Here is a 23,583-nt window from a genome sequence, read left to right as displayed (position 1 = left end):
CTTGAAGGGATAAACAACAAGATAAAGCTAATCAAGCGAATGGGGTATGGATATCGAGATACAGACTACTTCTTCTTAAAGATAAAAGCGGCTTTCCCCGGAAAGCCGCGATGAACCTTTTTTATTGCTAGCAGGGGGTGAGCGTTCGGTTATACCGCGCCTTCAAAGCCCATTTGTCGCCACGCTTCGAATGCAATAATAGCAACCGCGTTAGATAGGTTGAGGCTACGCGCATCTGGCATCATTGGAATACGAATGCGTTGTTCCATTGGCATGCTTTCGATGAACTCTGCAGGCAGGCCACGTGTCTCAGGGCCAAACATCAACACATCACCTTGTTGGAATTTCGCATCCACGTGGTGACCTGTGGTTTTTGTCGTGCAAGCAAAGATGCGGAAGTCACCCTCGCGTTCATTCTCTAGATACTCAAGAAAGGCTTCTAGGTTCTTGTGACGTTTAACACGCGCTAGGTCGTGGTAATCCAAGCCAGCACGACGAACTTTCTTCTCTTCAAAATCAAAGCCAAGCGGCTCAATCAGGTGCAGGTTTGCTCCGCAGTTAGCACATAGGCGGATGATGTTACCCGTATTGGGCGCAATTTCAGGTTCGTATAGAGCGATATCAAACATGTTGGTTCACAAGAATAATCAAAGATAGCCAGAGTATACGGTGGCAAGCTGAGTGAGTACAGTTCACCACCATTGGCTTACGCTTTATTCGTGAGTGCTTGTGCGTAGTTTTCAGAAACCGCATTCCAATTCACCACGTTCCACCATGCGTTGATGTAATCAGGGCGACGGTTTTGGTAGCTGATGTAGTAGGCGTGTTCCCAGACATCCAGTGCAAGAATCGGCTCACCGTTGCTGGCGATGGTATCCATCCACGGGTTGTCTTGGTTTGAGGTCGAGATGATTTTCAGTTGTCCTTCTTCTACTACCAACCAAGCAAAGCCTGAACCGAAGGTATTGATTGCAGCTTGAGCGAACTGATCTTGGAACGTCTCGAAATCTCCGAAAGTACTTTGGATCGCGTCGCCAAGTTTACCTGCCGGTTCACCCCCGCCATCTTGAGCCATGCAGTTCCAATATAAAATATGGTTGTAGTAACCGCCGCCATTGTTGCGAACGGCAGGGCTGTGCTGAGAGATGTTAGCGAAGATCTCGGTCAGAGATTGCTGCTCAAGTTCACTGCCAGAAATCGCCGCAACAAACTTATCGTAGTAGGTTCTATGGTGCTTGCTGTAATGCACTTCCATCGTCTTAGCGTCAATGTAAGGTTCTAGGGCGTCGTAGGCGTAGGGTAGAGCAGGAAAAGAGTGTGACATGGTAAATCCTCCTTAATTAGAGGACTTACCATAGTGATAATAGAAATCATTATCAACTGTGATCTTTGTAGGGGTATTACACTGGCAGGATAGGCAGGGTGATTTTAAGTTGTAATCCACCGAGCTGGCTACGGCTTGCAGTGATGGTTCCGCTGTGTTGGCGAATCGCACTCTCTGTAATGGTTAGGCCAAGCCCGGTGCCTCCGGTATTACGATCACGGGCAGTTGAGACACGGTAGAAAGGCCTGAAGATAGAATCTAATTCATCATCAGGTACACCATCACCATTATCGTTGACGCAAATTGTTAGCTGATCTTGCACCACGTGGAACTGCACATCGACTTGGTCTTTGCCGTAGTAGATGGCATTACGCGTAATATTGTCTAGCGCACTCATCAGCAGCTTAGGGTTACCCGAAATAGAACGCTCGGGGATCTCCGAGAACGTCAGCTGTTTACCCATCTGCTCGGCTTCAAACTGTGCGTCTTTCAAGATCTCTTCCCACAGGCTCGAGATAGGTTGAACCTCACGAGTAATGTGGCTGTCGACCTGCATACGAGATAGCGTCAGTAGCTCACTGATCATCTGTTCCAAACGTTGTGCTTCGGTGTCAATGCGTTCTAACTCTTGGCTCTCGCCTTGTTTACGAATCGCTAGTGCATTGGCCATACGCAGACGTGTCAGTGGGGAGCGCAGTTCGTGTGAAATATCAGAGAGCAGTCGCTGTTGCCCCGAAATCATTTGGTTCACCGCTTCTACCATCTGGTTAAAGCTTTCACCTGCTTGTCTAAACTCTGAAGTGCCTTTTTCAAGTGTTGGATCGACTTCAAATTGACCTTTCGCTACGCGCTGGGCTGCGCGTTCGAGCCTGCGAGCAGGTTGGCTCAATGCCCAAGCTAACCATAATAATAGCGGGGTACTGGCTAACATCACGGCAAGCAAAAGCTGCAGAGGTTTATCAAACAGGCGTAACAAGAATGGCGGTGGTTGATTCCATTTCACTCCGGCGTACATCAACAGTTCTTCACCTGCGAGTTTGATCGGTACTGGACCTGCGACCATGTAGTGCCCGTATAGCTTCTGCTTGGGTAATTCAGGGTTCTCAATTGAGGTCACAAAGTTTCGAATTGCCTTCAACTTGTAGTCTGAATGTCTCTTAGAGGTAAGGACTGCTCCTTCAAGGTCGGTTAAGTAGATGCGGGCGCGAGAATCCTTGCGGCTACGTGGTGCCTCAAGTTGGAACACAATTTTGCCCAGATTCGGTTCTTTGGCGTAGCGTTTCTCTGTGAATTTAGCGATACGCTCTAACTTATTGAGATGATCCGCGGGCACATCACGTGCTACACGTGGATCTAAATGGGGAAGTGACAGCACCGACAAAAGCACCAGTAACATGGTGAACCAAAAGATAGCAAAGATACGTCCATATAAGCTGGTGATTTTAGGGATACGCATTAATCTTCCTCTACCAATAAGTAACCACGGCCTCGTAAGGTTTTGATGCGAGATTTGCTGTCGCTGCGCTCAGGAATCTTTTTACGCAAGTTGGATATGTGCATATCAATTGCGCGGTCAAACGCCGCAAGCCTTTTACCTAACACATCTAGGCTCAATGCTTCTTTGGTGATCACTTGCCCTGGATTTTGGATAAGGTGACTCAGTAGTGCGAACTCGGTGGTGGTGAGGTCGATGAGCTGACCATTGCAGTAGGCTTCTTGTTTGCCCGGGAAGACTTCAATGTCTTGATATTGAATCTTATCACTGGCCGCTTTAGGTGCAGTGGTGGTTTGAGTCCGACGCAAAATGGCACGAATACGCGCTAACAACTCTCTGTCACTGAAAGGCTTAGGTAGATAATCGTCTGCGCCAAGTTCAAGGCCAATTACACGGTCGATCTCTTCGCCTTTTGCGGTCAGCATCAGCACGGGCGTTTCCCAATTTTCTCTCAGTTTCTTTAGTGTCTCCATGCCATTAAGACGCGGCATCATCACATCCAAAAGAATCAGGTCAATCTCATCATTGATAGCGTCAAGTCCCGCATAGCCGTCATTGGCTTCGGAAACAGTGAAGCCCTCAAAGCTCAGAATGTCTTTGAGTAAGCTGGTTAACTCTGTGTCGTCATCAATAAGAAGAATGTTCGCCATTGGGAAGCCTTAATCGGTTATCTGCTATTTACAGGTTAATAATACTGCTAATTATTCGTCAACTTTCACTCTTTACGATTCTTTACGCTTTCTAAACGCCACTTTACGAGGGAAAGACTAATCTATATCTAAGCGCTGAAAACAAACGCAACACATGACTGATTATACCGAATTGAGGCAAAAATTATGAAAATGACTAAGAAACTTGTACTAGTAGCTGCGGCACTTCCACTAATGTTAGGTACAGCAAGCGCGTTCGCACATGGCGGTGGCGATAAAGGTGACCACAAAGGCATGCACGGAAAATGTGGCGGCTTTGACAAAAAAGTGATGCGTCAATTGGATCTGACGGATGCTCAAAAAGCAGAACTTAAAGAGATGCGTGAAGCGAACCGTGCTGAGATGAAAGCAAAACATTCAGGTAATAAAGCGGACAAGATGGCGCAGATGAAAGCGCACCACGAGAAAGTTCAAGATTTAGTTCTAGCCGATACCTTTGATGAAGCGGCGGCAAACGACCTAGCAAGCCAAATGGTAGAGAAACAAACAGAGCGTCGTTTAACCATGCTGAAGAAGCAACATCAAATGATGAGCGTACTAACACCTGAACAGAAGACTCAACTGAAAGAAATCCAGCAAGAGCGCATGACTAAGTGTGCTGACAAAATGGAAAAACGCATGAACAAAGACAAGTAATTCATGGCTTAATAAAGCTGGATTGATTGAAAGTGTTCAGAAAGAAGCGGCCTCGCGCCGCTTTTTTGATCTTCAAAAACGAATGTTTACATCCTAGCTGTCATATTCAATCGGTGTTTTGCGGGTTATACTTTGTGCTATCAGTCACTTTATAGCCAATTTATGAAACAAGAATACGCACGTTTAGTTACGCTCGCCGCTTGGGCTGCCACCATCATTGCCTCCATATTATTGGTTGTGAAGGTTGCGGCGTGGTGGGTGACAGGCTCAGTCAGTTTATTAGCTTCTGTTGTTGACTCACTGTTGGATATCGCCGCTTCTGTCGTCAACCTTGTGGTGGTTCGTTACTCTTTGCAGCCTGCCGATAAAGAACATACTTTTGGTCATGGTAAGGCCGAATCTCTTGCTGCATTGGCACAAGCGATGTTTATTTCTGGCTCAGCTTGCTTCCTTATTCTTAACGGTATTGAACGTTTCTTCCGACCGCACGAGTTGAACTCTCCTGAAATTGGTATTTATGTCAGCTTGTTCGCTATGGTCATGACCTTCGGTTTGGTCCGATTCCAAAAGCATGTTGTGAGCAAGACGGGCAGTCAAGCAATCGCAGCCGATTCACTGCACTATCAGTCTGATCTTTATATGAATGCGGCAATCATGCTTGCGCTAGCGTTGAGCTGGTTTGGTATCGCTCAAGCAGACTCGGTATTTGCGATTGGTATCGGTTTCTACATTCTTTACAGCGCTTATCAAATGGCGATGGAAGCGGTGCAATCTCTGCTTGATCATAAGCTGCCTGATGAAGAGCTCAAGCAGATTAAAGAGACATCGTTGAGTGTGGAAGGGGTACTTGGCGTACATCAATTAAGAACGCGCCGTTCAGGTCCTGTTCGGTTCATTCAATTGCATTTAGAACTCGAAGACAATATCCCACTGATTGAAGCACACCGCATTTCTGACGAAGTAGAGGACAAGCTTATTTCAGCGTTCCCTGATGCTGATGTATTAATTCATCAAGATCCATATTCGGTCGTATTTGGCCCAGAGAAGCAGCAGAAATTTCACTCATGGTAATGCGTCTAAAAATTAGGCAGCAAATGGCAAGTGAATGGCTTTTGAACTAAAGTGAGTAAAAATTGCTAACTCAAAGGTGATTCAAAAACCACCTTAGTAACAATTAATGTTGATTCTGATGTGAATCAACAAAGTTATTGAGTAAAACTGTAATACTCTTACAGAAGTAGAAATGTTACATAATTTTACGTGATTTAAGTGCTATTCCTGTTGAGGAAATGTAACATAACGTACAAATATAGATTTAAAATCCTGTTGATATACAATCAGCAAGAACAAGAATTGAATAATAGATTCCCAAAAATCGAGGGTGAGCATGATTAAGAAGATCGGTGTTTTGACCAGTGGTGGTGACGCTCCAGGCATGAACGCAGCAGTTCGCGGTGTAGTTCGTACTGCGCTATCAGTTGGCATTGAAGTTTACGGTATTTACGACGGCTACCAAGGCCTTGTGGAAGACCGTATCGAGAAGCTTGACCGTTCAAGCGTATCTGATGTGATCAACCGTGGTGGTACTTTCTTAGGTTCTGCACGTTTCCCTGAGTTCAAAGACGTTGCTGTTCGTGAGAAAGGCATCGAGAACCTTAAGAAGCACGGTATCGAAGCACTTGTTGTTATCGGAGGTGATGGTTCTTACATGGGCGCTAAGAAGCTGACTGAGATGGGTTACCCATGTATCGGTCTTCCAGGCACAATCGATAATGATATCGCGGGTACTGATTACACTATCGGTTACCTAACTGCGCTTAACACTGTTATCGATTCAATCGACCGTCTACGTGATACGTCTTCTTCTCACCAACGTATTTCTATTGTTGAAATCATGGGCCGTCACTGTGGTGACCTTACGCTTATGTCAGCAATTGCGGGTGGTTGTGAGTACATCATTACACCTGAGACTGGCCTAGATAAAGATCAGCTAATCAGCAATATCCAAGATGGTATTGCGAAAGGCAAGAAGCACGCAATTATTGCTCTAACTGAGCTAATGATGGACGCGAACGAATTGGCTAAAGAGATTGAAACGGCAACAGGTCGTGAGACTCGCGCAACGGTTCTTGGTCACATTCAACGTGGTGGTCGTCCTACTGCATTTGACCGTGTATTAGCTTCTCGTATGGGTAACTATGCTGTTCACCTTCTTCAAGAAGGTCAAGGTGGTCGTTGTGTTGGTATCGAGAAAGAAGCGCTTGTTCACCACGACATCATCGACTGTATCGAGAACATGCAGAACCCAGACCGTTCTGAGTTGTTCCGCGTTGCAGAAGAGTTATTCTAAGCCACGCTTAGCGTTCGCTGAAAAAACATTAAAAACCGCTGATTGTTCAGCGGTTTTTTTGTGCCTGTCGTTTGAGTTTTCACAAACGGCAGGCACAAAAAAGGCCAACCTAAGTTGACCTTTCATTTAATCTAAACGGTGAAGTTTAAATTAAGCTTTTGCTTCAGCTGCTGCTTTAGCGATAGCTGCGAAGCTTTTCGCGTCAAGTGCTGCGCCGCCAACTAGAGCACCGTCGATGTCTGGTTGTGCGAAGTAAGCTGCTGCGTTTTCTGGCTTAACAGAACCGCCGTATTGGATAACAACTTTCTTAGCAACGTCTTCAGATTTCTCTGCGATGTGTGCACGGATTTGAGCGTGGATGCGTTGTGCATCTTCAGCTGTAGCTGCTTTACCAGTACCGATAGCCCAGATTGGTTCGTAAGCGATGATAGCGCCTTCAAGAGCTTCAACACCTTGAGTGTTGATAACAGCGTCAAGTTGACGAGCACATACAGCAACAGTTTCGCCTGCTTCGTTTTGTGCTTCAGATTCACCGATACAAAGAACTGGAGTTAGGCCGTTCTCTTTTAGGAATGCGAATTTCTTAGCAACGAATTCGTCAGACTCTGCGTGGTATTCACGACGCTCAGAGTGACCGATGATGATGTGAGATGCGCCGAACTCTTTAAGCATTGCTGGAGACATGTCGCCAGTGAATGCACCGCTGTTGTTTAGGTCAGAGTTTTGAGCACCTAGGATGATCGCGCTGCCCGCTTCAGTAAGCGTACGCTCAGCAAGATCAACGAAAAGTGCTGGTGGAGCAACTGCTACGTCTACGCCTGTTACGCCTTCAAGTTCAGCGTTAAGACCGTTTAGTAGATCAATAACCATTTCTTTGCTGCCGTTTAGTTTCCAGTTACCCATAACTACAGGATGACGCATAGGAATATCTCCAAAGTATTTAAATAAATCGAATGTAAAAAAGTAAACTTTATTACGAAATAATATAACAGAATAATATCAACAGATCATGACTGTGGTCATGACTTTCTTGGATCTTACTCAATGGTCAGAGTAGATTTTGAGCAAATATCAGTGATCCGGCAGACAGAATAATAGCTAACTTCTCGGATTTTTCATCGTTAGTTGCTATTAAGGGACAAACGATTGCGTTAACAATAGGAAGTAATAATGCCGAATCTAGTTCTAGAGTACTCAAATTCAGTGGATGAGCGAGTGAATATCCAAGGTTTACTGGAAGATCTTCATCAAGTTACATTAAACTGTGGTTTGTTTGATGTAGCTTCTGTGAAGTCTCGTTCACTGCGCTGTCATAACTGGTTGGTCGGTGATGAAGAGGACAATGTAGATTTTGTTCATATTAGCTTCGAGTTACTTTCTGGACGTACTGAAGAACAGAAAAGAGAATTGTCGCGTTTGTTAATGCAAACCTTACAAGAACAGGCAAGCCATATCCGTAGCCTAACGGTCAACATACGGGATATGGATAAAAGTTGCTTTCAGAAAGTGATTAACTAGCTAAAAATAATCAACTAGCTAAAAGTGATTCACTAACTATTTGCTGCTAACTTTTTGGTAGCGTATTAATTTTTGAGTGTTTTAAGATGTCGATGAAAGATTTACTGCTCTCTTTCAAAGGGAGAATTGGTCGTAAGACTTACTGGATTTGGAATATTTTCTACTACATAGCGATTACTGGTTTTGCTTCTGGTATCTCTGTGTTGTTCCCTGCTTACTCTTACATCCTACTGCCAGTATTCCTATTGCTGCTAGTGATCCCAGATCTTGCGGTAACCGCCAAGCGCTGGCACGACCGTAACAAATCGAACTACTGGTTACTGTTGAATGTGCCGCTGGTGTTAGGTCGTTTGGCTTCACCAATGGCTGCGACGACAACAGAGTCGGTATCGCCAGTTCATATGGTGGCAACCGTTGCGGCATTAGTGTGTGGTTTATGGATTTTGATTGAGTGTGGTCTATTGAAAGGCACAGAAGGCCGTAATGATTACGGTGAAGATCCAGTTTAAATATTGGGTGATTTATCAGTAAAAAGGGAGCATTGCGCTCCTTTTTTGTTTTTAAGATAGCTCACTTTTCTGCTTTTAATTCGTATCGCTTTAATACATTTTGGGTTCTGTATTGGGTCTAAAAGGAACAACATTTTCAGGCTGAGATTCTTCAAAGCCGCAACGACCTTGTAGAGCGTCTTGGAACTTACACACTTGGCAGCTTAATTCTTGCATCAACACGACATTGGTGTGATGCGGGTTTTTACAACGGCTAACCACTAAATCGATGTGGCTCTGTTGGGCACGAAGCCTGTCTTGCATGGTTTCTGATGCAGAACAAATCATCTGCTCGCACATCTCATATTTGAATTGATTGAATGCTTTCGGATCGCTTTTGGCGAGTTGGACAAGTTCGTCAAAGGGGGGCAGTTTTTGATTTGGTTGTGGATGTCCCATCATTCCTTCCTTAGCACTAAGCATGTTTCATATGCTTTAAGCTTAAGAAAGAAATGTGTACAAATTTTGTTCTATTTTTGTTTTCTCAATATTGAGACAGCATTAGTGGCTGGGCGTTAGGGTATAAGTACAACGACGTTCGCCAGTAATGATGTGCTCAGTGCGGCTCACATGACATTCGTCTTTGAGTAATTCTTTGAAAACATTGAGTTCTGATTGGCACAGGCTAGGGCAGCGAGTCGCAGCCTTACAGATAGGGCAGTGGTTTTCGATCAAGACGTAGTGATCGCCTTGATCTTGAAGTTCAGCCATATACCCTTCTTCTTCTCGAAGTTGGGTTAGCTTTTCAAGTTTACTCAGTAGGTTGTCGCAGCCAGATAGGGCGGTTTGGTATTGCTTTAACGTGTGTTGTTCACGTTCAGCGGCCACTTTAGCTAGCCCCTCTTTACCAAACAGATTCTCGACAGCATCTATCACTTGAATCGTGAGTTCACCGTGTCGGTCTGAAAATTGGCTATGTCCGTGTTGAGTCAGCGACCAGTGGCGCGTCGGACGACCTACTTTTACTTTCACATCATGAAACGCAAGAATACCGTCATCTTCCAGACTTTGCAGATGTTGCCTTGCACCCATTGTCGTCATGCCAAACTCTTCTGACAGTTGTTTCGCGGTTACCGCACCTTGACGCTTAATGGTCTGTAAGATTTTGTCGCTTGTTTTCATACTATCTCTGCCTCATGAACTTTACCATTATGAGGCAAGGTATTTATAAAGCAAACCATTTACTATGAGGCCGGTGAAATGCACAGATTATTGATGGTCAATAAAACAGAAGGCTGATACTTGGTATCAGCCTTCGAACGTTTCTGTTTGAGCTAGTTTAGGTCTACAGGATGTGACCGATTACTTCTGGGTCTTTACGCTCTAGGTAGTGGATAGATTTGATGCGGCGAATCGTACGACAGCGACCACGGATAAGCAGAGTTTCTGTGGTTGCGATATTGCCTGTGCGAGTGATGCCCTCTAGAAGATCACCCTTAGTAATACCTGTTGCCGAGAACACAACATTATCGCTGCGTGCCATGTCTTCCATCTTCAAGACGATGCCTGCTGTTACGCCCATTTCTGCACAACGTTCCAGTTCAAGCTCACCATGCTTGCGGTTCTCTTCTGTATCGCCTTTTACTTCATGACGAGGAAGAAGACGAGCGTGCATGTCACCGTCGAGCGCGCGAATAACCGCAGCAGAAACGACACCTTCAGGCGCGCCGCCGATACAGTACATTACGTCGACTTCGCTGTCTGGCATACACGTTAGGATAGAAGCTGCAACATCACCGTCTGGCACAGCAAATACACGAACGCCCATGGCTTGCATGTCGGCAATGACTTGATCGTGACGAGGCTTAGCCAGTGTGGTTACTACTAGCGTATCGAGTGTTTTACCTAATGCTTTAGCGATGTTTTCTAGGTTTTCTGTTAGTGGTAGCTCTAGGTCAATCACGCCTTTAGCGCCAGGGCCAACAACCAATTTTTCCATGTACATATCTGGCGCTTTAAGGAAGCTGCCTTTTTCGCCTGCAGCCAATACTGCCAATGCATTTGATTGGCCCATTGCTGTCATGCGAGTCCCTTCAATTGGGTCTACTGCGATGTCGACAGCATCGCCGCCCACACCGACGTTTTCACCGATATATAGCATAGGTGCATCATCGATTTCACCTTCGCCGATAACAATCTCACCGCTAATTTCGGTTTTGTTTAGTAGGCTACGCATTACTTCTACAGCAGCGCCATCTGCAGCGTTTTTATCGCCACGACCAAGCCACTTGTAACCAGCTAGTGCTGCACCTTCTGTGACACGAGAGAATGACATTGCTAAATCGCGTTTCATGCGGACTCCAAAATTATCAAAGGGGGAATAGAAATTTCGCGGCGAATTTTACCATATCCCAAAGGAAACGTTTGCTTTTTTGTTTTTTGGAGATTGCTCTCGATCAATTCGCAGTGGAAAACAGTTATTATTTATCAAAATAATCGGTTTGCCCTTGTGGCGGTAATCACTCACGTCAATATTCGGTAAAAAGCGCTGTTTTTTTCATCGAATGGCGCAAAATATCGAATATATTGAGTGTTTATCCTTGCTCTGCTGAGTAGAATGGGGAAATAAGTGGAGTGAACCTTCACCATCAAACGGATAACTTAAAGGTAGGCCAGAATGTCTTTTGAAGTACTAGAGCAGCTAGAAGCAAAAATTCAAACAGCAGTAGATACAATTGCACTTCTTCAAATGGAAGTGGAAGAGCTTAAAGAAGAGAAACAAGCACTAGCAACAGAAGCTGGTGAGCTTAAAGCAAGCCGCCATGAGCTAGAGCAAAAAACTCAGCAAATGCAGGAAGAGCATTCAGCATGGCAAGATCGCATCCGTAACCTTCTTGGTAAAATGGATGATGTAGAGTAATCTACTCTTCAGATTTAAAAACGCCCGCTAATCAGTAGCGGGCGTTTTCGTTTGTGTTCTTATGTTTTGTGTTCTCTGGTTTTTTATTATTTGAAGCTGAGCGAGTTACTCGACCTCTTCTTCAACATCCAGGTCGAGTTCTACGTCTAAAGGTTCTGCCGAAAGAATAATGCCCGTGTTATCGGCGTAGAGATAATCTTCCGGTAAGAATGTCACGCTGCCAAAGTTCACAGGTACATCCAATTCGCCGACACCTTCTTGGCTCGCACCCACAGGAATAGAGGCTAAAGCCTGAATACCAATGTTCATGTCTTCTAGCTCATCGACTTCACGAACGCAGCCGTAAACCACAATACCTTCCCACTCATTGTCTTCAGCAAGTAGGGCAATCTCAGCATCGATCAGCGCTTTACGCAGTGAGCCGCCACCATCGATTAGCAACACACGCCCCAAACCATCTTGCTCTAATACGGAGCGAATTAAAGCATTGTCTTCAAAACACTTTAATGTCGTGATCTGTCCTGCGAAGGATGCACGTCCACCGAAGTTGCTGAACATTGGCTCCACGACATCAACTTGATCCAAATATATGTCGCACAGTGCTGAAGTGTTGTATTCCATTAGTATACCTTTTGAACAATGAGCTTACTTTGAGTATATCGGTGCTTGATCCCTTTGCAATGATTAGTCTCATTTAACTCAATAGAGTTTGAGCTACGACAACCCCTGCAAACAATAGGTTAGTGACCAGTGAACATTTCACTATCACGGGCATCATTGGCGCAATCTGCGCTGGCTTTTCGGTTTCCCAAACGGCCTTGCCATGTTTGTAAACAATAATAATGCTTAGTAAAAACGGCAGGCTGATCCAGACCGGTTTTTCTTGAATAAGTAGGTAGATAGCGAAAGAGGCAAGGGCGAGCCCAAGCAGTGCAAAATGATAGTGTTTGGCTTTGCGCTGCCCTAGGCGAACCGCCATGGTGCGCTTACCACATTCGCTATCGTTTTCGATGTCACGCATATTGTTGATGTTGAGCACCGCAACCGCCATCAATCCGCAGCCTAGTGCAGGCAGAAACAGGCTTGGTTCAACATGGCCTGTGTGTAAGAAATAAGTCCCTGAAACGCCTAACAAACCGAAGAAGATAAATACCGATAAGTCGCCAAGGCCAATATAACCATAAGGTTTATTGCCGACGGTGTAAGCGATGGCTGCAACAATGGCTAATACGCCTAACGCAATGAAAGATAAGATACTCTCAATCGAGGTTAAGGCATGAAAGATAAGAATCAGCCCAGCGAGCATGGTAAATACGATGTTGAGGATGATGGCTTGCTTCATGGTTTGTGCGGTCACCGCGCCAGATTGCATTGCACGTGTTGGCCCTAGACGATTTTCGTTGTCCGTGCCTTTTGCTGCATCGCCATAGTCATTGGCTAGGTTCGACAGAATCTGTAATAGAGTGGCGGTTAAAAAAGCCAATAGTGCGATTGATAAAGAAAAATGACCACCAGCGAACGCTAAACTACTTCCTGTAAGAATAGAGACGAGTGCAAGAGGCAGAGTTTTTGGGCGTGCGGCATCAAGCCAAATCAGTAGAGATTGTTTCATCGTAGGTCTAATTCTTTGTAAGTCTTCGTTTCATACTGTGATTTGAGTATACGCCCATTTTTCTGGTAATAAAAAGCCCACTCGAAAGTGGGCCTTGAATTCGCTTATTAGCTGCTATTTCTTTGAGATAGAGCAATAAGTTGGAGTTTGGTGTGCTACAGGATGAAGCGGCTTAGGTCTTCGTCTTCTACGAGCTCACCAAGCTTAGATATTACGTAAGCTTCATCAATCACCAACTTGCTGCCTGCTCGGTCTGTTGCGTCAAATGAAATCTCGTCCATTAGGCGCTCCATGACTGTGTGCAGACGACGCGCACCGATGTTTTCTGTGGTTTCGTTTACACGCCATGCTGCATCAGCAATTTGGTTGATACCATCTTCAGTGAACTCAATGCCGACATCTTCTGTTTTCATCAGGGCAATGTACTGCTCTGTCAGTGATGCTTTTGGTTCAGTAAGAATACGTTTGAAGTCGTGTGCTGATAGCGCTTCAAGTTCAACACGGATTGGCAGACGACCTTGCAGTTCAGGGATCAGATCAGATGGCTTAGCTACTTGGAATGCACCTGAAGTGATAAACAAGATGTGGTCAGTTTTAACCATACCGTGCTTAGTTGATACTGTGCTGCCTTCGATAAGAGGAAGCAAGTCACGTTGAACACCTTCACGAGATACGTCTGGGCCTGAGCTGTCGCCACGCTTACAGATTTTGTCGATCTCATCGATGAATACGATGCCGTTGTTTTCAGCATTGAAGATCGCGCTCTCTTTTAACTCTTCCTGGTTCACAAGCTTCGCAGCTTCTTCTTCCGTCAGTGCTTTGAATGCGTCTTTGATTTTCATCTTGCGCTTTTTCTTGGTGTCGCCAGCGAGGTTTTGGAACATGCCTTGTAGCTGGTTAGTCATCTCTTCCATGCCAGGAGGTGACATGATTTCAACACCCATTTGTGGCGCGGCCACATCAACTTCGATCTCTTTGTCGTCTAGCTTACCTTCACGCAGTTTCTTGCGGAAAATCTGGCGAGTGTTTGAAGAGGTGGTGTCTTCTGTTGATTGCTCGTTCTGACCCCAAGCATCACGTGCTGGTGGTAGAAGGGCATCAAGAATGCGTTCTTCAGCTTGTTCTTCAGCGCGGTACTGTACTTTTTCCATTGCTTGTTGGTGTGTCATCTTGATTGCAACGTCCGTTAGATCACGGATGATGGTCTCAACTTCTTTACCAACGTAGCCAACTTCGGTGAACTTAGTCGCTTCTACCTTGATGAAAGGCGCGTTTGCTAATTTCGCTAGGCGGCGAGCAATTTCAGTTTTACCGACACCTGTTGGGCCAATCATTAGGATGTTCTTTGGTGATACTTCAACACGCAGGCTTTCTTCAAGCTGCATACGACGCCAGCGGTTACGCAGAGCGATAGCTACTGAACGCTTAGCGTTGTCTTGGCCGATAATGTGGCGATTGAGTTCGTGAACGATTTCGCGAGGAGTCATCTCAGACATGGTTTTTCCTTAATTCTTTAATCACTGTTGAATACAACGTTATTGATGGAAGCGGTCGCTACTCTGGCTTTGGCAGCTCAACGGTGCTCTCTAGTTCTTCAATAGTGTGGTGATGGTTGGTGAATACGCAGATATCGCCAGCAATGTTCAGCGACTTTTCTGCAATTTCACGCGCATCTAAATCTGTATTTTCTAATAGTGCAGTAGCCGCGGCTTGAGCGAAGTTACCGCCTGAACCGATAGCAATCAGGTCGTTCTCTGGTTGAACTACGTCACCGTTACCTGTGATGATCAATGAAGCGGTTTCATCCGCTACTGCTAGTAGTGCTTCTAATTTACGTAGAGCACGATCGCTACGCCAATCCTTCGCCAGCTCAACGGCAGCTTTGGTTAGGTGGCCTTGGTGCATTTGCAGCTTGCTTTCAAATTTTTCGAATAGCGTGAAAGCATCTGCCGTACCGCCAGCAAAACCAGCCAGTACTTTGTTGTTGTATAGGCGACGTACTTTACGGGCATTGCCCTTCATTACGGTGTTGCCTAGAGATACTTGTCCATCACCCGCGATGACGACTTTATTATTACGACGTACAGATACAATGGTAGTCACGAGTAGGGCCTCTTAATATTTCTTATCTTTGGGTATAAAAAGTATATGAGGATGGTGCTCGGATAATTCAAGGAAGGTCTAGTGATGTCGCGCAACTTATCGGCGGAAGTTGTAAGGAAATTTGGCTAAAGGGTGTGGATAAAAGAAAACCTCCACAATGGGAGGCTTTCGGTGCTTGGTTTTCGGCTTTTGCTAAGATTAAGACTGCGACTGCAGCTAAATCTATAACTACTCGGTGTCTTTCCAAATAGCACAAGGTTCGATTTTCGCTCGTTGCAGCTTATGGCGATCTCGCTCTGCATCACGCTTCAATTTGTATGGTCCTAGAACCACACGATACCAGCTACTTCCATCCTTTTTACGGATTGAGCTTGAGATACCTTGGAAGGCAATATCCAACTTACGTGCTTCAGCTTGGCTTGAGGTTTTGTACGCGCCACATTGCATGATGTAAGGGATCTTCGAGATCTGTTGCTCTTTGGCTTTCACTTCAATCTCGCGGCTTGGCAGAGTTTCAACATAGTCCCACTTTTCCTCTGGAGGCGGTGGAATGACTTTTGCTGGTTTCGGCTTAGGCTTTGGTTTAGTTACCACTGGAGTCGGTGCTGGCGGCTCAGGATCATTACTCAATAGGTAAAGGCCGTAACCAAAACCACCGGCGAGGAGGATCGCCAAAAGACCACTACGCCATGGTTTACGGCGAGGGGCTTGTTTCTTGGTCGGTTTTTTCGTGCCACGACCGCGCTTTACATAATCTCTATTAGCCACAAGACAATTCAATAGTTGCTGATTCTGCTCTCATGGTAATCCAGATTGAGCGAGGATAACAGTGCAGAAATGGAAGCGGCACATCAAAATGTGCCGCAGAATTATAAGGATATTTCTTCAGATTAGATTCGAGGCGGCGCTGTACTACCTCGAACGACTAATTTGGCTTCAAGCAGACGCGAGCCCGCTTGTACATCGTTGCCTTTAAGTACGTCGAGCATCATCAACATTGCTTGGCGTCCAATCTCATAACGAGGCTGAGAAATAGTGGTTAGCGGTGGATCGCAGTATTGAGCGAATTGGATGTCATCAAAGCCGACAATCGATAGATCTTGAGGAACGCGTAAGCCTAATTTTTTCGCTTCTTGAATCGCGCCGATGGCCATCGCATCGTTATGACAGAAGATCGCTGTAGGTTGTTCAGGAAGAGCGAGTAATTGACGAACTGCTTGAGCGCCCGCTTCAAAGGTAAAGTCACCGACAGTGCTGTAGGCAGGATTCATTGATACCCCTGCACGACGTAGCGCTTGTTGGTAGCCTTGTTGGCGGAACTTACAAAGCGTTGCCGATATGGGCCCTGAGATTTGAGCGATACGTTTATGACCTAACTGAGCTAGGTAGTTCACCGCTTCAAATGCCGAGGTCAGGTTATCGATGTGTACGGTAGGCAGTTCAAGCTCTGGGGCAAACTCACACGCCATCACCATCGGCGGTAAATTTTTTTGTTCAGGCTTACTGACATCAAACGGGTGGTCGGTGCCAAGTAGTAGCATGCCGTCAGCTTGTTTGGTGAATACTAAGTTAACAAATGAAGACTCACGCTTCTTCTGTTGGCCGCTATCACCCAGTAAAACGAGGTAGTCATTTTCTACTGCGGCATCTTCGATACCACGAATGATCTCTGCGAAATACGGGTCACAGATATCAGGAACAATAGTGATGATGGTTTTTGATTCGTTGCGACGTAAGTTTCTAGCTAATGTATTGGGTGAGTATCCAGCTTCAAGTACTGCTGTCTCAACTCGCTTACGAGTAGAAACCGAGACTTTTTCAGGGTTCATCAATGCACGTGATACCGTAGCTGTTGAAACGCCTGCTAGCTGGGCAACATCCTTCATTGTCGCCATAAATTAAACCCTCTTTTTAATTCCTTTGCTGCCTAAGTATCTAAGGCATGAATAATAAATATAATCGAATAGATATTGTGAAAGTGTTGCTAACACTTTTTTTATTGCAATATTTTATTCGTTTCACCCATGTAAAGTTACGGCTAGATTAACAAAAATCACATGACTAGTGTGAAGTTGCTCACGAGAAATATGAAATATTTGTGAACAAACTTATCATTAGTTTTAACCCAAGTGGGTTTAGCTCAGATCTTGCGGCTCAATATCGAGTGACCAACGGACTTTTTTCGCAGCGGGTAACATATTGATTGCTGGCTTGGCGCTCATTAATAGCTTTTGCATCAACGAGCGAGTCTGTGTTTGTAAAATAAGCTGCCAGCGCGATTTACCTGCTCGTTTGGCTAGTGGTGCAGGGGTTGGTCCTAGCACCATGCAATATTGGTCAAATAACGGATGCGATTCCAATGTGTGGCGCACTTGACGCAAAAACTCTTCCACTAAGCGAGTGTCATTAGCTTCTGCTCTAAACAGAGTCATGAAGGTATAAGGTGGCAACATCGCTTGTTTACGCTCTGCCAGCGCCGTCTGAGCAAAGTGGTTGTAGTCTTTATGCAGCAAAGCTTGCAGCAACCCATGTTCTGGGTGGTGAGTCTGTAAGATCACCTCACCGGGTTTGCTTGCTCGTCCTGCGCGTCCCGCTACTTGGATGAATAGCTGGGCAAGACGTTCAGACGCTCGGAAGTCACTGCTATATAAAGAGCCATCGACATCCAATAACGCCACAAGTGTCACATCTGGGAAGTGGTGCCCTTTAGCAAGCATCTGTGTACCAATCAGAATTTGGTATTCACCTTTACGAATCGATTCTAACGCGCTTTCTAAACTGCCTTTGCGGCGAGTGCTGTCTCGGTCAATACGGATGGTTTTGTATTCAGGGAATAGCTGACCAAGTTGGGTTTCAAGTTGCTCTGTACCCACACCCACTGTTACTAAATTCGCTGAACCACAACCTTGGCAATTGTGCACGATATGCTGCTGCGAGCCACAGTGGTGGCAGCGCATCTCATTGCTGTATTGATGATAGGTGTAGTAGGCATCACAACGCTTACATTCCGCTGTCCAACCACAATCGTGACACATTAATGCGGGAGAAAACCCACGACGGTTGAGGAACAACATCACTTGGTTGCCTACTTTGAGGTGTCTTTGCATTTCAGCAATCAACGACGCAGACAAGCCACTTTCTAGATATTCACCCTTAACGTCCAACACTTTATTGGTGGTCGGCAGCGCGACACCTGCACGAGAGGTCAGGGTGAGGTAACTGTATTTACCGATCTGAGCGTTGTGCAGCGTTTCAAAGGCCGGAGTCGCCGAGCCTAACACAACCGGAATCTGCGCTTTATGAGCACGCATGATGGCAACATCACGAGCGTGGTAGCGTAGACTATCTTGCTGCTTATAAGAGGCGTCGTGCTCTTCATCGACAATGATAATGCCCAGATCCGCGAACGGTGTGAACAGAGCTGAACGAGTACCGATCACAATGCCCGCTATTTTATCACGCGCCGATAACCAAGCATTCAGTCGCTCAGAATCGTTTAAACCAGAATGGATAACCTCAACTGGAACATTAAAGCGTCGCTTAAAGCGGTTAATCGTTTGAGGGGTTAGACCGATCTCGGGCACTAACACTAACGCTTGTTTACCTTGGTCGAGAATCGGCTTGATCATATTTAGGTAGACTTCGGTCTTACCTGAGCCAGTTACACCCTCTAGCAAGAAGCAACCAAAGTCGGTTTGACTATTTACTGTCGCTATTGCTATAGCCTGTTCTTCATTGAGTTTTGGCTTATCTTGATCGTTTTCGAGCTCAACTGGCCACGGCTGGCGCTTCGGCTTTTTCTCTACTGATTCAACCCAGCCTTTCTCTTCCAACGTCTTAAGTACCGCGCTGCCCACTTCTTCATCAATGAATTCTTGATGGGGAACTGGGCCGTGCTCAAGCATGTGCATTACTTTGGCTTGTTTGACGGCACGGCCAAAGCCCTGCATCAGTTGATCTCTACCTGACGAGGTCAGTTGCCATTCAACAAGCGTCGCGAAATCGGCCGCTTTGCCCTTTCGTAAGGCGCTTGGTAGTGCGTTGGCCAAGGTTTCACCTAGTGGATACTGATAGAACTGGCTGCACCATACCAAGAGTGAGTAGACCGATTCCGGCCAAACGGGTTGGTTGTCTAGTAAGGTTTTAATGGGCTTGAGTTTGTCTAACTCGAATTCAGATTCGTTAACCAGAGCCGTAACAATGCCTGTTAAGGTTTGTCGTCCAAAAGGCACAGAGACTCGACCGCCAATAATCGGAAATAGGTGGCTAGGAATCTTGTAATCGAACTGCTTGTCGAGTGGAACAGGCAGTGCTACACGGGCAATCATTGGACGCATAAAGGGACGGCTTTATCTGAGTTGACGAGAGCGAACAGTCTAATGGATAAGGGCGTTAAATTCGAGGAGCAGTTTAGATGACAGAGCTTACTTGAGGCTTGAATGCTACTGGAGCCAGAAAATAACGCTTAATAGAAGGTTTAAGGACAGTGTTGGTGAAAAATGTATCAAATCAGTTGATCCTACCTCACAGATTCATTACTATACTGCGCCTTAAAGGTATGGCTTTATCGCGGTTTAGTGATACAGCGGTGTCTTTATTTATTTTTTAACTACGTGTGGTGTCCGGCTTAGAATCGGATGGCGACACGGCCTAATTGAGGTTTTCCCATGAAAGTTGGTATCCACCCAGAATACAAAGCAGTTTCTGCAACTTGTTCTTGCGGTAACACGTTTGAGTTCAACTCAACGCTAGCAAAAGAATCTATCCACCTAGACGTATGTGACAAATGTCACCCATTCTACACAGGTAAGCAACGTATCGTAGATACAGGCGGCCGTGTTGATCGCTTCAACAAGCGTTTCGGTGCTCTTTCTAGCAAGAAGTAATTCTCGCTATTTAGACATAAAAAGGACACTTCGGTGTCCTTTTTTGTTGCCTGAAATTTGAAAAAATACTGAATCGTATTTCATTATTAGCTCATTTAAAGTGGTAGGTTACTGGCGTAAATTTTATTTCATCGCTTACCCCAACACTCCTTCCTCGAAATTCGCTCTAAAGTTGAGCAGGCGACAGTAATTTCAACTGCCCACTGGTCTTATTAGTAGTGAAATCTCGTTTTTTAATGATACAGATGCTTCAACCACCTAGGAACTTTGAAGTACATCCATTAACATGAACAAGATCCCCCAAATAATAATATCCTAGGAACCTACACCTATGTCTGAAGACAGCCGCCAAGATCAATCCCCTCAAGCGTTATCATCTGAAAAATCGTTATCGCCTCAAGAACAATTCCGTCAGCAAGCTCTTGATTATCATGAGTTCCCAATTCCAGGCAAAATTGCCGTAGAACTGACGAAGCCTGCAAACTCTGCAGAAGACCTAGCACTGGCATACAGCCCTGGCGTAGCTGAGCCTGTTCGCGAGATCGCACAGAATGTCGATAACGTTTATAAGTACACAGGTAAAGGCAACATGGTTGCAGTTATCTCTAACGGTACTGCAATTCTTGGCTTAGGTAATCTTGGTCCTATTGCTTCTAAACCGGTCATGGAAGGTAAAGCGCTACTGTTTAAGCGTTTTGCTGGTTTAGATTCTATCGATATTGAAGTAAAACACCGCACAATCGATGAGTTCGTTGATACGGTTGCGAATATCGCAGATACATTTGGTGGTATTAACCTAGAAGACATCAAAGCACCAGACTGTTTTGAAATCGAGCGTCGCCTGATTGAGCGTTGTGATGTACCTGTTTTCCATGATGATCAACACGGAACTGCGATTGTAACGGCAGCGGGTATGCTTAACGCGATCGAGCTTCAAGGAAAGAAACTGGAAGAGTGTAAGATCGTTTGTTTAGGTGCTGGCGCAGCAGCGGTTGCTTGTATGGAGCTACTGATTAAGTGTGGCGCTCAGCGTGAGAAGATCTACATGCTTGACCGTAAAGGTGTGATCCACACTCGTCGTGATGACTTGAATGAATACAAAGAGCTGTTCGCAAATAACACCGACAAGCGCACGCTTGAAGATGTTATCGAAGGCGCTGACCTGTTCTTGGGTGTATCGGGTCCTAATCTGCTACCAGCTAAGGCACTTACGCTGATGGCTGATAAGCCTGTTGTGTTTGCATGTTCAAACCCAGATCCAGAGATCAAGCCTGAGCTTGCACATGAAGTTCGTTCTGACCTAATCATGGGTACTGGCCGTAGTGATTACCCTAACCAAGTAAACAACGTACTTTGTTTCCCATTCATTTTCCGTGGTGCACTAGACGTGCGTGCGAGCGAAATCAATGACGAAATGAAGCTAGCGGCGGTTAAAGCGATTCGTGAACTAGCAAAAGAAGCAGTTCCAGCTGAAGTACTAGCAGCTGCGGGTGAGACTGCACTGGAGTTCGGTAAGGGTTACATCATTCCTAAGCCAATGGACCCGCGTCTGCTTCCTCGCGTTGCAAAAGCAGTTGCTGAAGCGGCTGTTGAGTCTGGCGTTGCTCGAATTGAGATGCCTGCTAACTATATGGCTTAATGCCTTAATAGCTTAATAGCTTAATAGCTGTTGCTCTATTGAGCGAAAAAGAATAATAAAAAACCGACTCCTATGAGTCGGTTTTTTTATGTCTATCATTCACAGCGCAGCTACAGATAACGTAGTGGGTGATGTGACAAATAGGGTTCAGCTATAGCGAATCAATAATGAAGGCGGTGACTGAGTTGTTTTTATTCTTCGTCAAACGCTTCGAACTCGATACCCATCTCTGTCATCAGTTTTTTGACTTCAGTCGGTATGTCATCTGGACGGTCTTTACGAAGATCTTCATCCGTTGGTAGTGGTTGGCCTGTGTACGCATGTAGAAAGGCTTCGCACAGTAGCTCACTGTTTGTTGCATGGCGTAGGTTGTTAATCTGGCGGCGAGTACGCTCGTCAGTAAGCACCTTTAGCACTTTTAAAGGGATAGAAACTGTAATTTTCTTTACTTGTTCGCTTTTCTTTCCATGCTCAGCATATGGGCTTATGTATTCACCATTCCAGTCGGCCATTGCGTACCTTCATCACTTTAGTTGTTAGAATAAATTAATAGTGGTGATTTTAGCGGGATTTACCGCCATAAGCAAAGACATATGGACGTCTAGAAGTGTTGACGTCTCACGTTTATGAAAGTAAAGTGAACAACATATATCTAACACAGCCGCAAAATACCGACAAGCAGCTGTGATTCTCAGACGCAAAACTTGTAAGGAAGCACCTATGAGCAGCCGGAAGCCAGCAACCATCGCAGTACGTACTGGTATCGAGTCAGACACGCAACACCATGCCGTTGTCCCTCCTATTTATCTTTCGACTAACTATGGGTTTCCCGCTTTTGGTGAAGTGCCAAAGTATGATTATACCCGCTCTGGTAACCCAAACCGCGGTCTATTAGAAACGGCACTGTTTGAGCTTGAGTCTGGTAAAGGCGCGGTTGTCACTAACTGTGGTACGTCGGCACTTAACTTATGGGTATCTGCTTTCTTAGGTGGCGATGATCTTATTATCGCTCCGCACGACTGCTACGGCGGCACTTACCGTCTGTTTAACACTCGCTCGCTAAAAGGTGACTTCAAAGTTCTGTTTGTTGATCAATCGGATCAAGCGGCGCTGGATGCGGCGATCGCGCTTAAGCCAAAGTTGATCTTAATTGAAACACCATCGAACCCATTAGTTCGTGTGGTTGATATTGCAGAAACTTGCCGTAAAGCGAAAGAAGTAGGTGCTCTGGTTGCTGTCGACAACACGTTTTTGACGCCTGTATTCCAAAAGCCTTTAGAGTTGGGTGCGGATTTTGTTATCCACTCAACCACTAAATACATTAACGGACACTCAGATGTCATTGGTGGTGTTGTAGTTACTAAGACAGAAGAGCACGCTGAAGAGCTAGCATGGTGGGGCAACTGTATTGGTGCAACCGGCACACCGTTTGATAGCTACATGACGCTACGTGGTATTCGTACGCTAGGTGCGCGTATGCGAGTTCACGAAGAAAGCTCACGTGAAATTCTGGCGTCTCTGCAGCAGGAAGATCTCGTTGGCACTATTTATCACCCAAGCCTCCCTGAACATCCAGGTCATGATATTGCGAAGAAACAGCAGTCTGGCTTTGGTTCAATGCTGAGCTTTGAGTTTGCGGGTTCATTCGAAGCGCTTAAGTACTTTGTCGATAAATTAGAGCTGTTCTCTTTGGCTGAATCACTGGGTGGTGTGGAAAGCTTGATTTGTCACCCTGCGTCGATGACTCACCGTGCGATGGGCGAAGAAGCACTGGCAGAGGCGGGTGTTTCTCAACAGTTACTGCGTCTTTCTGTTGGCCTTGAAGATGCTGATGACTTGATTGACGACCTCAAGCAAGCGTTTGAAAAGACACAAGGCTTTATCGCTGAAGGGGAGGGTTAA

26 protein-coding genes are annotated in these 23,583 nt (G+C 45.5%); 10 read left to right on the top strand and 16 right to left on the bottom strand.

What is annotated here, in order from left to right:
* Window positions 1–114 (top strand): transposase (locus tag AB4407_RS10585; RefSeq protein WP_137408370.1); only part of this gene is annotated, 114 nt, incomplete at its 5' end.
* 35 nt (window positions 115–149) lie between these two features.
* On the opposite strand, the gene trmL is transcribed toward AB4407_RS10585, so the two are convergent.
* From trmL to AB4407_RS10565, 4 genes are all read right to left on the bottom strand, one after another.
* Window positions 150–629: a tRNA (uridine(34)/cytosine(34)/5-carboxymethylaminomethyluridine(34)-2'-O)-methyltransferase TrmL gene (gene trmL, locus AB4407_RS10580; RefSeq protein WP_009844716.1), complete on the bottom strand. Its 480-nt coding sequence runs from the start codon at window positions 627–629 to the stop codon at window positions 150–152.
* A 77-nt stretch (window positions 630–706) separates the two neighbouring features.
* Entirely contained in the window at window positions 707–1,324 is a 618-nt protein-coding gene (locus AB4407_RS10575; protein ID WP_372120513.1) for a superoxide dismutase, read from the bottom strand.
* Window positions 1,325–1,400: 76 nt separating this feature from the next.
* A complete protein-coding gene (gene cpxA / locus AB4407_RS10570; protein ID WP_372120512.1) occupies window positions 1,401–2,780 on the bottom strand; it encodes an envelope stress sensor histidine kinase CpxA in 1,380 nt (459 codons plus the stop codon).
* Entirely contained in the window at window positions 2,780–3,469 is a 690-nt protein-coding gene (locus AB4407_RS10565) for a response regulator (RefSeq protein ID WP_372120511.1), read from the bottom strand. Before AB4407_RS10565 ends, cpxA begins: the two co-directional genes overlap by 1 nt.
* 186 nt (window positions 3,470–3,655) lie before the next feature.
* Here AB4407_RS10565 and AB4407_RS10560 point away from each other — a divergent pair, with 186 nt between their 5' ends.
* From AB4407_RS10560 to pfkA, 3 genes are all read left to right on the top strand, one after another.
* Window positions 3,656–4,165: a CpxP family protein gene (locus tag AB4407_RS10560; protein ID WP_372120510.1), complete on the top strand. Its 510-nt coding sequence runs from the start codon at window positions 3,656–3,658 to the stop codon at window positions 4,163–4,165.
* A gap of 162 nt (window positions 4,166–4,327) precedes the next feature.
* Window positions 4,328–5,236, top strand: coding sequence for a CDF family cation-efflux transporter FieF (fieF, locus tag AB4407_RS10555; protein WP_372120509.1), 909 nt, complete (start codon window positions 4,328–4,330; stop codon window positions 5,234–5,236).
* A gap of 316 nt (window positions 5,237–5,552) precedes the next feature.
* Window positions 5,553–6,515, top strand: a complete 963-nt coding sequence (pfkA, locus tag AB4407_RS10550) for a 6-phosphofructokinase (RefSeq protein WP_009848871.1) — start codon at window positions 5,553–5,555, stop codon at window positions 6,513–6,515.
* Between the two features lie 150 nt (window positions 6,516–6,665).
* Here pfkA and tpiA read toward each other — a convergent pair whose 3' ends face one another.
* The gene (gene tpiA / locus AB4407_RS10545; RefSeq protein WP_372120508.1) at window positions 6,666–7,436 is read right to left on the bottom strand and encodes a triose-phosphate isomerase; all 771 of its coding nucleotides are present in this window, start codon (window positions 7,434–7,436) and stop codon (window positions 6,666–6,668) included.
* Between the two features lie 249 nt (window positions 7,437–7,685).
* Between tpiA and AB4407_RS10540 the strand changes: the two genes are divergently transcribed.
* Together AB4407_RS10540 and AB4407_RS10535 are read left to right on the top strand one after the other, a co-directional pair.
* Window positions 7,686–8,033: a 5-carboxymethyl-2-hydroxymuconate Delta-isomerase gene (locus AB4407_RS10540; RefSeq protein ID WP_372120507.1), complete on the top strand. Its 348-nt coding sequence runs from the start codon at window positions 7,686–7,688 to the stop codon at window positions 8,031–8,033.
* A gap of 86 nt (window positions 8,034–8,119) precedes the next feature.
* Entirely contained in the window at window positions 8,120–8,542 is a 423-nt protein-coding gene (locus AB4407_RS10535; protein ID WP_372120506.1) for a DUF805 domain-containing protein, read from the top strand.
* A gap of 90 nt (window positions 8,543–8,632) precedes the next feature.
* On the opposite strand, the gene AB4407_RS10530 is transcribed toward AB4407_RS10535, so the two are convergent.
* The 3 genes from AB4407_RS10530 to glpX all read right to left on the bottom strand — a co-directional run bounded on the left by AB4407_RS10530 (window position 8,633) and on the right by glpX (window position 10,874).
* Window positions 8,633–8,980 (bottom strand): DUF3135 domain-containing protein, encoded by a 348-nt coding sequence (locus AB4407_RS10530; protein ID WP_372120505.1) that lies wholly within the window; start codon window positions 8,978–8,980, stop codon window positions 8,633–8,635.
* Between the two features lie 102 nt (window positions 8,981–9,082).
* On the bottom strand, window positions 9,083–9,703 hold the full coding sequence (locus AB4407_RS10525) for a helix-turn-helix transcriptional regulator (protein WP_372120504.1): 621 nt from the start codon (window positions 9,701–9,703) through the stop codon (window positions 9,083–9,085).
* A 163-nt stretch (window positions 9,704–9,866) separates the two neighbouring features.
* On the bottom strand, window positions 9,867–10,874 hold the full coding sequence (gene glpX, locus AB4407_RS10520) for a class II fructose-bisphosphatase (RefSeq protein WP_009848876.1): 1,008 nt from the start codon (window positions 10,872–10,874) through the stop codon (window positions 9,867–9,869).
* A 324-nt stretch (window positions 10,875–11,198) separates the two neighbouring features.
* Here glpX and zapB point away from each other — a divergent pair, with 324 nt between their 5' ends.
* Entirely contained in the window at window positions 11,199–11,441 is a 243-nt protein-coding gene (gene zapB, locus AB4407_RS10515; protein ID WP_009848877.1) for a cell division protein ZapB, read from the top strand.
* Between the two features lie 105 nt (window positions 11,442–11,546).
* On the opposite strand, the gene rraA is transcribed toward zapB, so the two are convergent.
* From rraA to priA, 7 genes are all read right to left on the bottom strand, one after another.
* The gene (gene rraA / locus AB4407_RS10510; RefSeq protein ID WP_102569462.1) at window positions 11,547–12,062 is read right to left on the bottom strand and encodes a ribonuclease E activity regulator RraA; all 516 of its coding nucleotides are present in this window, start codon (window positions 12,060–12,062) and stop codon (window positions 11,547–11,549) included.
* A 73-nt stretch (window positions 12,063–12,135) separates the two neighbouring features.
* On the bottom strand, window positions 12,136–13,053 hold the full coding sequence (locus AB4407_RS10505) for a 1,4-dihydroxy-2-naphthoate polyprenyltransferase (protein ID WP_372120503.1): 918 nt from the start codon (window positions 13,051–13,053) through the stop codon (window positions 12,136–12,138).
* 155 nt (window positions 13,054–13,208) lie between these two features.
* Window positions 13,209–14,549, bottom strand: coding sequence for an HslU--HslV peptidase ATPase subunit (gene hslU, locus AB4407_RS10500; RefSeq protein WP_009848880.1), 1,341 nt, complete (start codon window positions 14,547–14,549; stop codon window positions 13,209–13,211).
* 58 nt (window positions 14,550–14,607) lie between these two features.
* Window positions 14,608–15,156 carry an ATP-dependent protease subunit HslV gene (gene hslV, locus AB4407_RS10495; protein WP_004729692.1) on the bottom strand — a complete coding sequence of 183 codons (549 nt, stop codon included), beginning with the start codon at window positions 15,154–15,156 and terminating at the stop codon, window positions 14,608–14,610.
* Window positions 15,157–15,384: 228 nt separating this feature from the next.
* Window positions 15,385–15,924: an SPOR domain-containing protein gene (locus AB4407_RS10490; RefSeq protein WP_009848881.1), complete on the bottom strand. Its 540-nt coding sequence runs from the start codon at window positions 15,922–15,924 to the stop codon at window positions 15,385–15,387.
* 122 nt (window positions 15,925–16,046) lie between these two features.
* Window positions 16,047–17,051 carry a DNA-binding transcriptional regulator CytR gene (gene cytR / locus AB4407_RS10485; protein WP_009848882.1) on the bottom strand — a complete coding sequence of 335 codons (1,005 nt, stop codon included), beginning with the start codon at window positions 17,049–17,051 and terminating at the stop codon, window positions 16,047–16,049.
* 240 nt (window positions 17,052–17,291) lie between these two features.
* A complete protein-coding gene (gene priA, locus AB4407_RS10480; protein WP_372120502.1) occupies window positions 17,292–19,493 on the bottom strand; it encodes a primosomal protein N' in 2,202 nt (733 codons plus the stop codon).
* Between the two features lie 330 nt (window positions 19,494–19,823).
* Here priA and rpmE point away from each other — a divergent pair, with 330 nt between their 5' ends.
* Window positions 19,824–20,042 carry a 50S ribosomal protein L31 gene (gene rpmE / locus AB4407_RS10475; RefSeq protein ID WP_009848884.1) on the top strand — a complete coding sequence of 73 codons (219 nt, stop codon included), beginning with the start codon at window positions 19,824–19,826 and terminating at the stop codon, window positions 20,040–20,042.
* Window positions 20,043–20,373: 331 nt separating this feature from the next.
* Entirely contained in the window at window positions 20,374–21,681 is a 1,308-nt protein-coding gene (locus AB4407_RS10470) for a malic enzyme-like NAD(P)-binding protein (protein WP_372120501.1), read from the top strand.
* 191 nt (window positions 21,682–21,872) lie between these two features.
* Here the strand turns inward: AB4407_RS10470 and metJ are convergent, their stop codons facing one another.
* Entirely contained in the window at window positions 21,873–22,193 is a 321-nt protein-coding gene (gene metJ, locus AB4407_RS10465) for a met regulon transcriptional regulator MetJ (protein WP_004729686.1), read from the bottom strand.
* A gap of 208 nt (window positions 22,194–22,401) precedes the next feature.
* On the opposite strand from metJ, the gene AB4407_RS10460 reads away from it, so the two are divergent.
* Window positions 22,402–23,583: an O-succinylhomoserine (thiol)-lyase gene (locus AB4407_RS10460; RefSeq protein WP_132745039.1), complete on the top strand. Its 1,182-nt coding sequence runs from the start codon at window positions 22,402–22,404 to the stop codon at window positions 23,581–23,583.

Origin of the sequence: Vibrio sp. 10N.261.46.E11 (genome assembly GCF_041472735.1) — a bacterium.
GTDB lineage: Bacteria > Pseudomonadota > Gammaproteobacteria > Enterobacterales > Vibrionaceae > Vibrio.
This window is presented reverse-complemented; position numbering and strand designations above follow the sequence as displayed.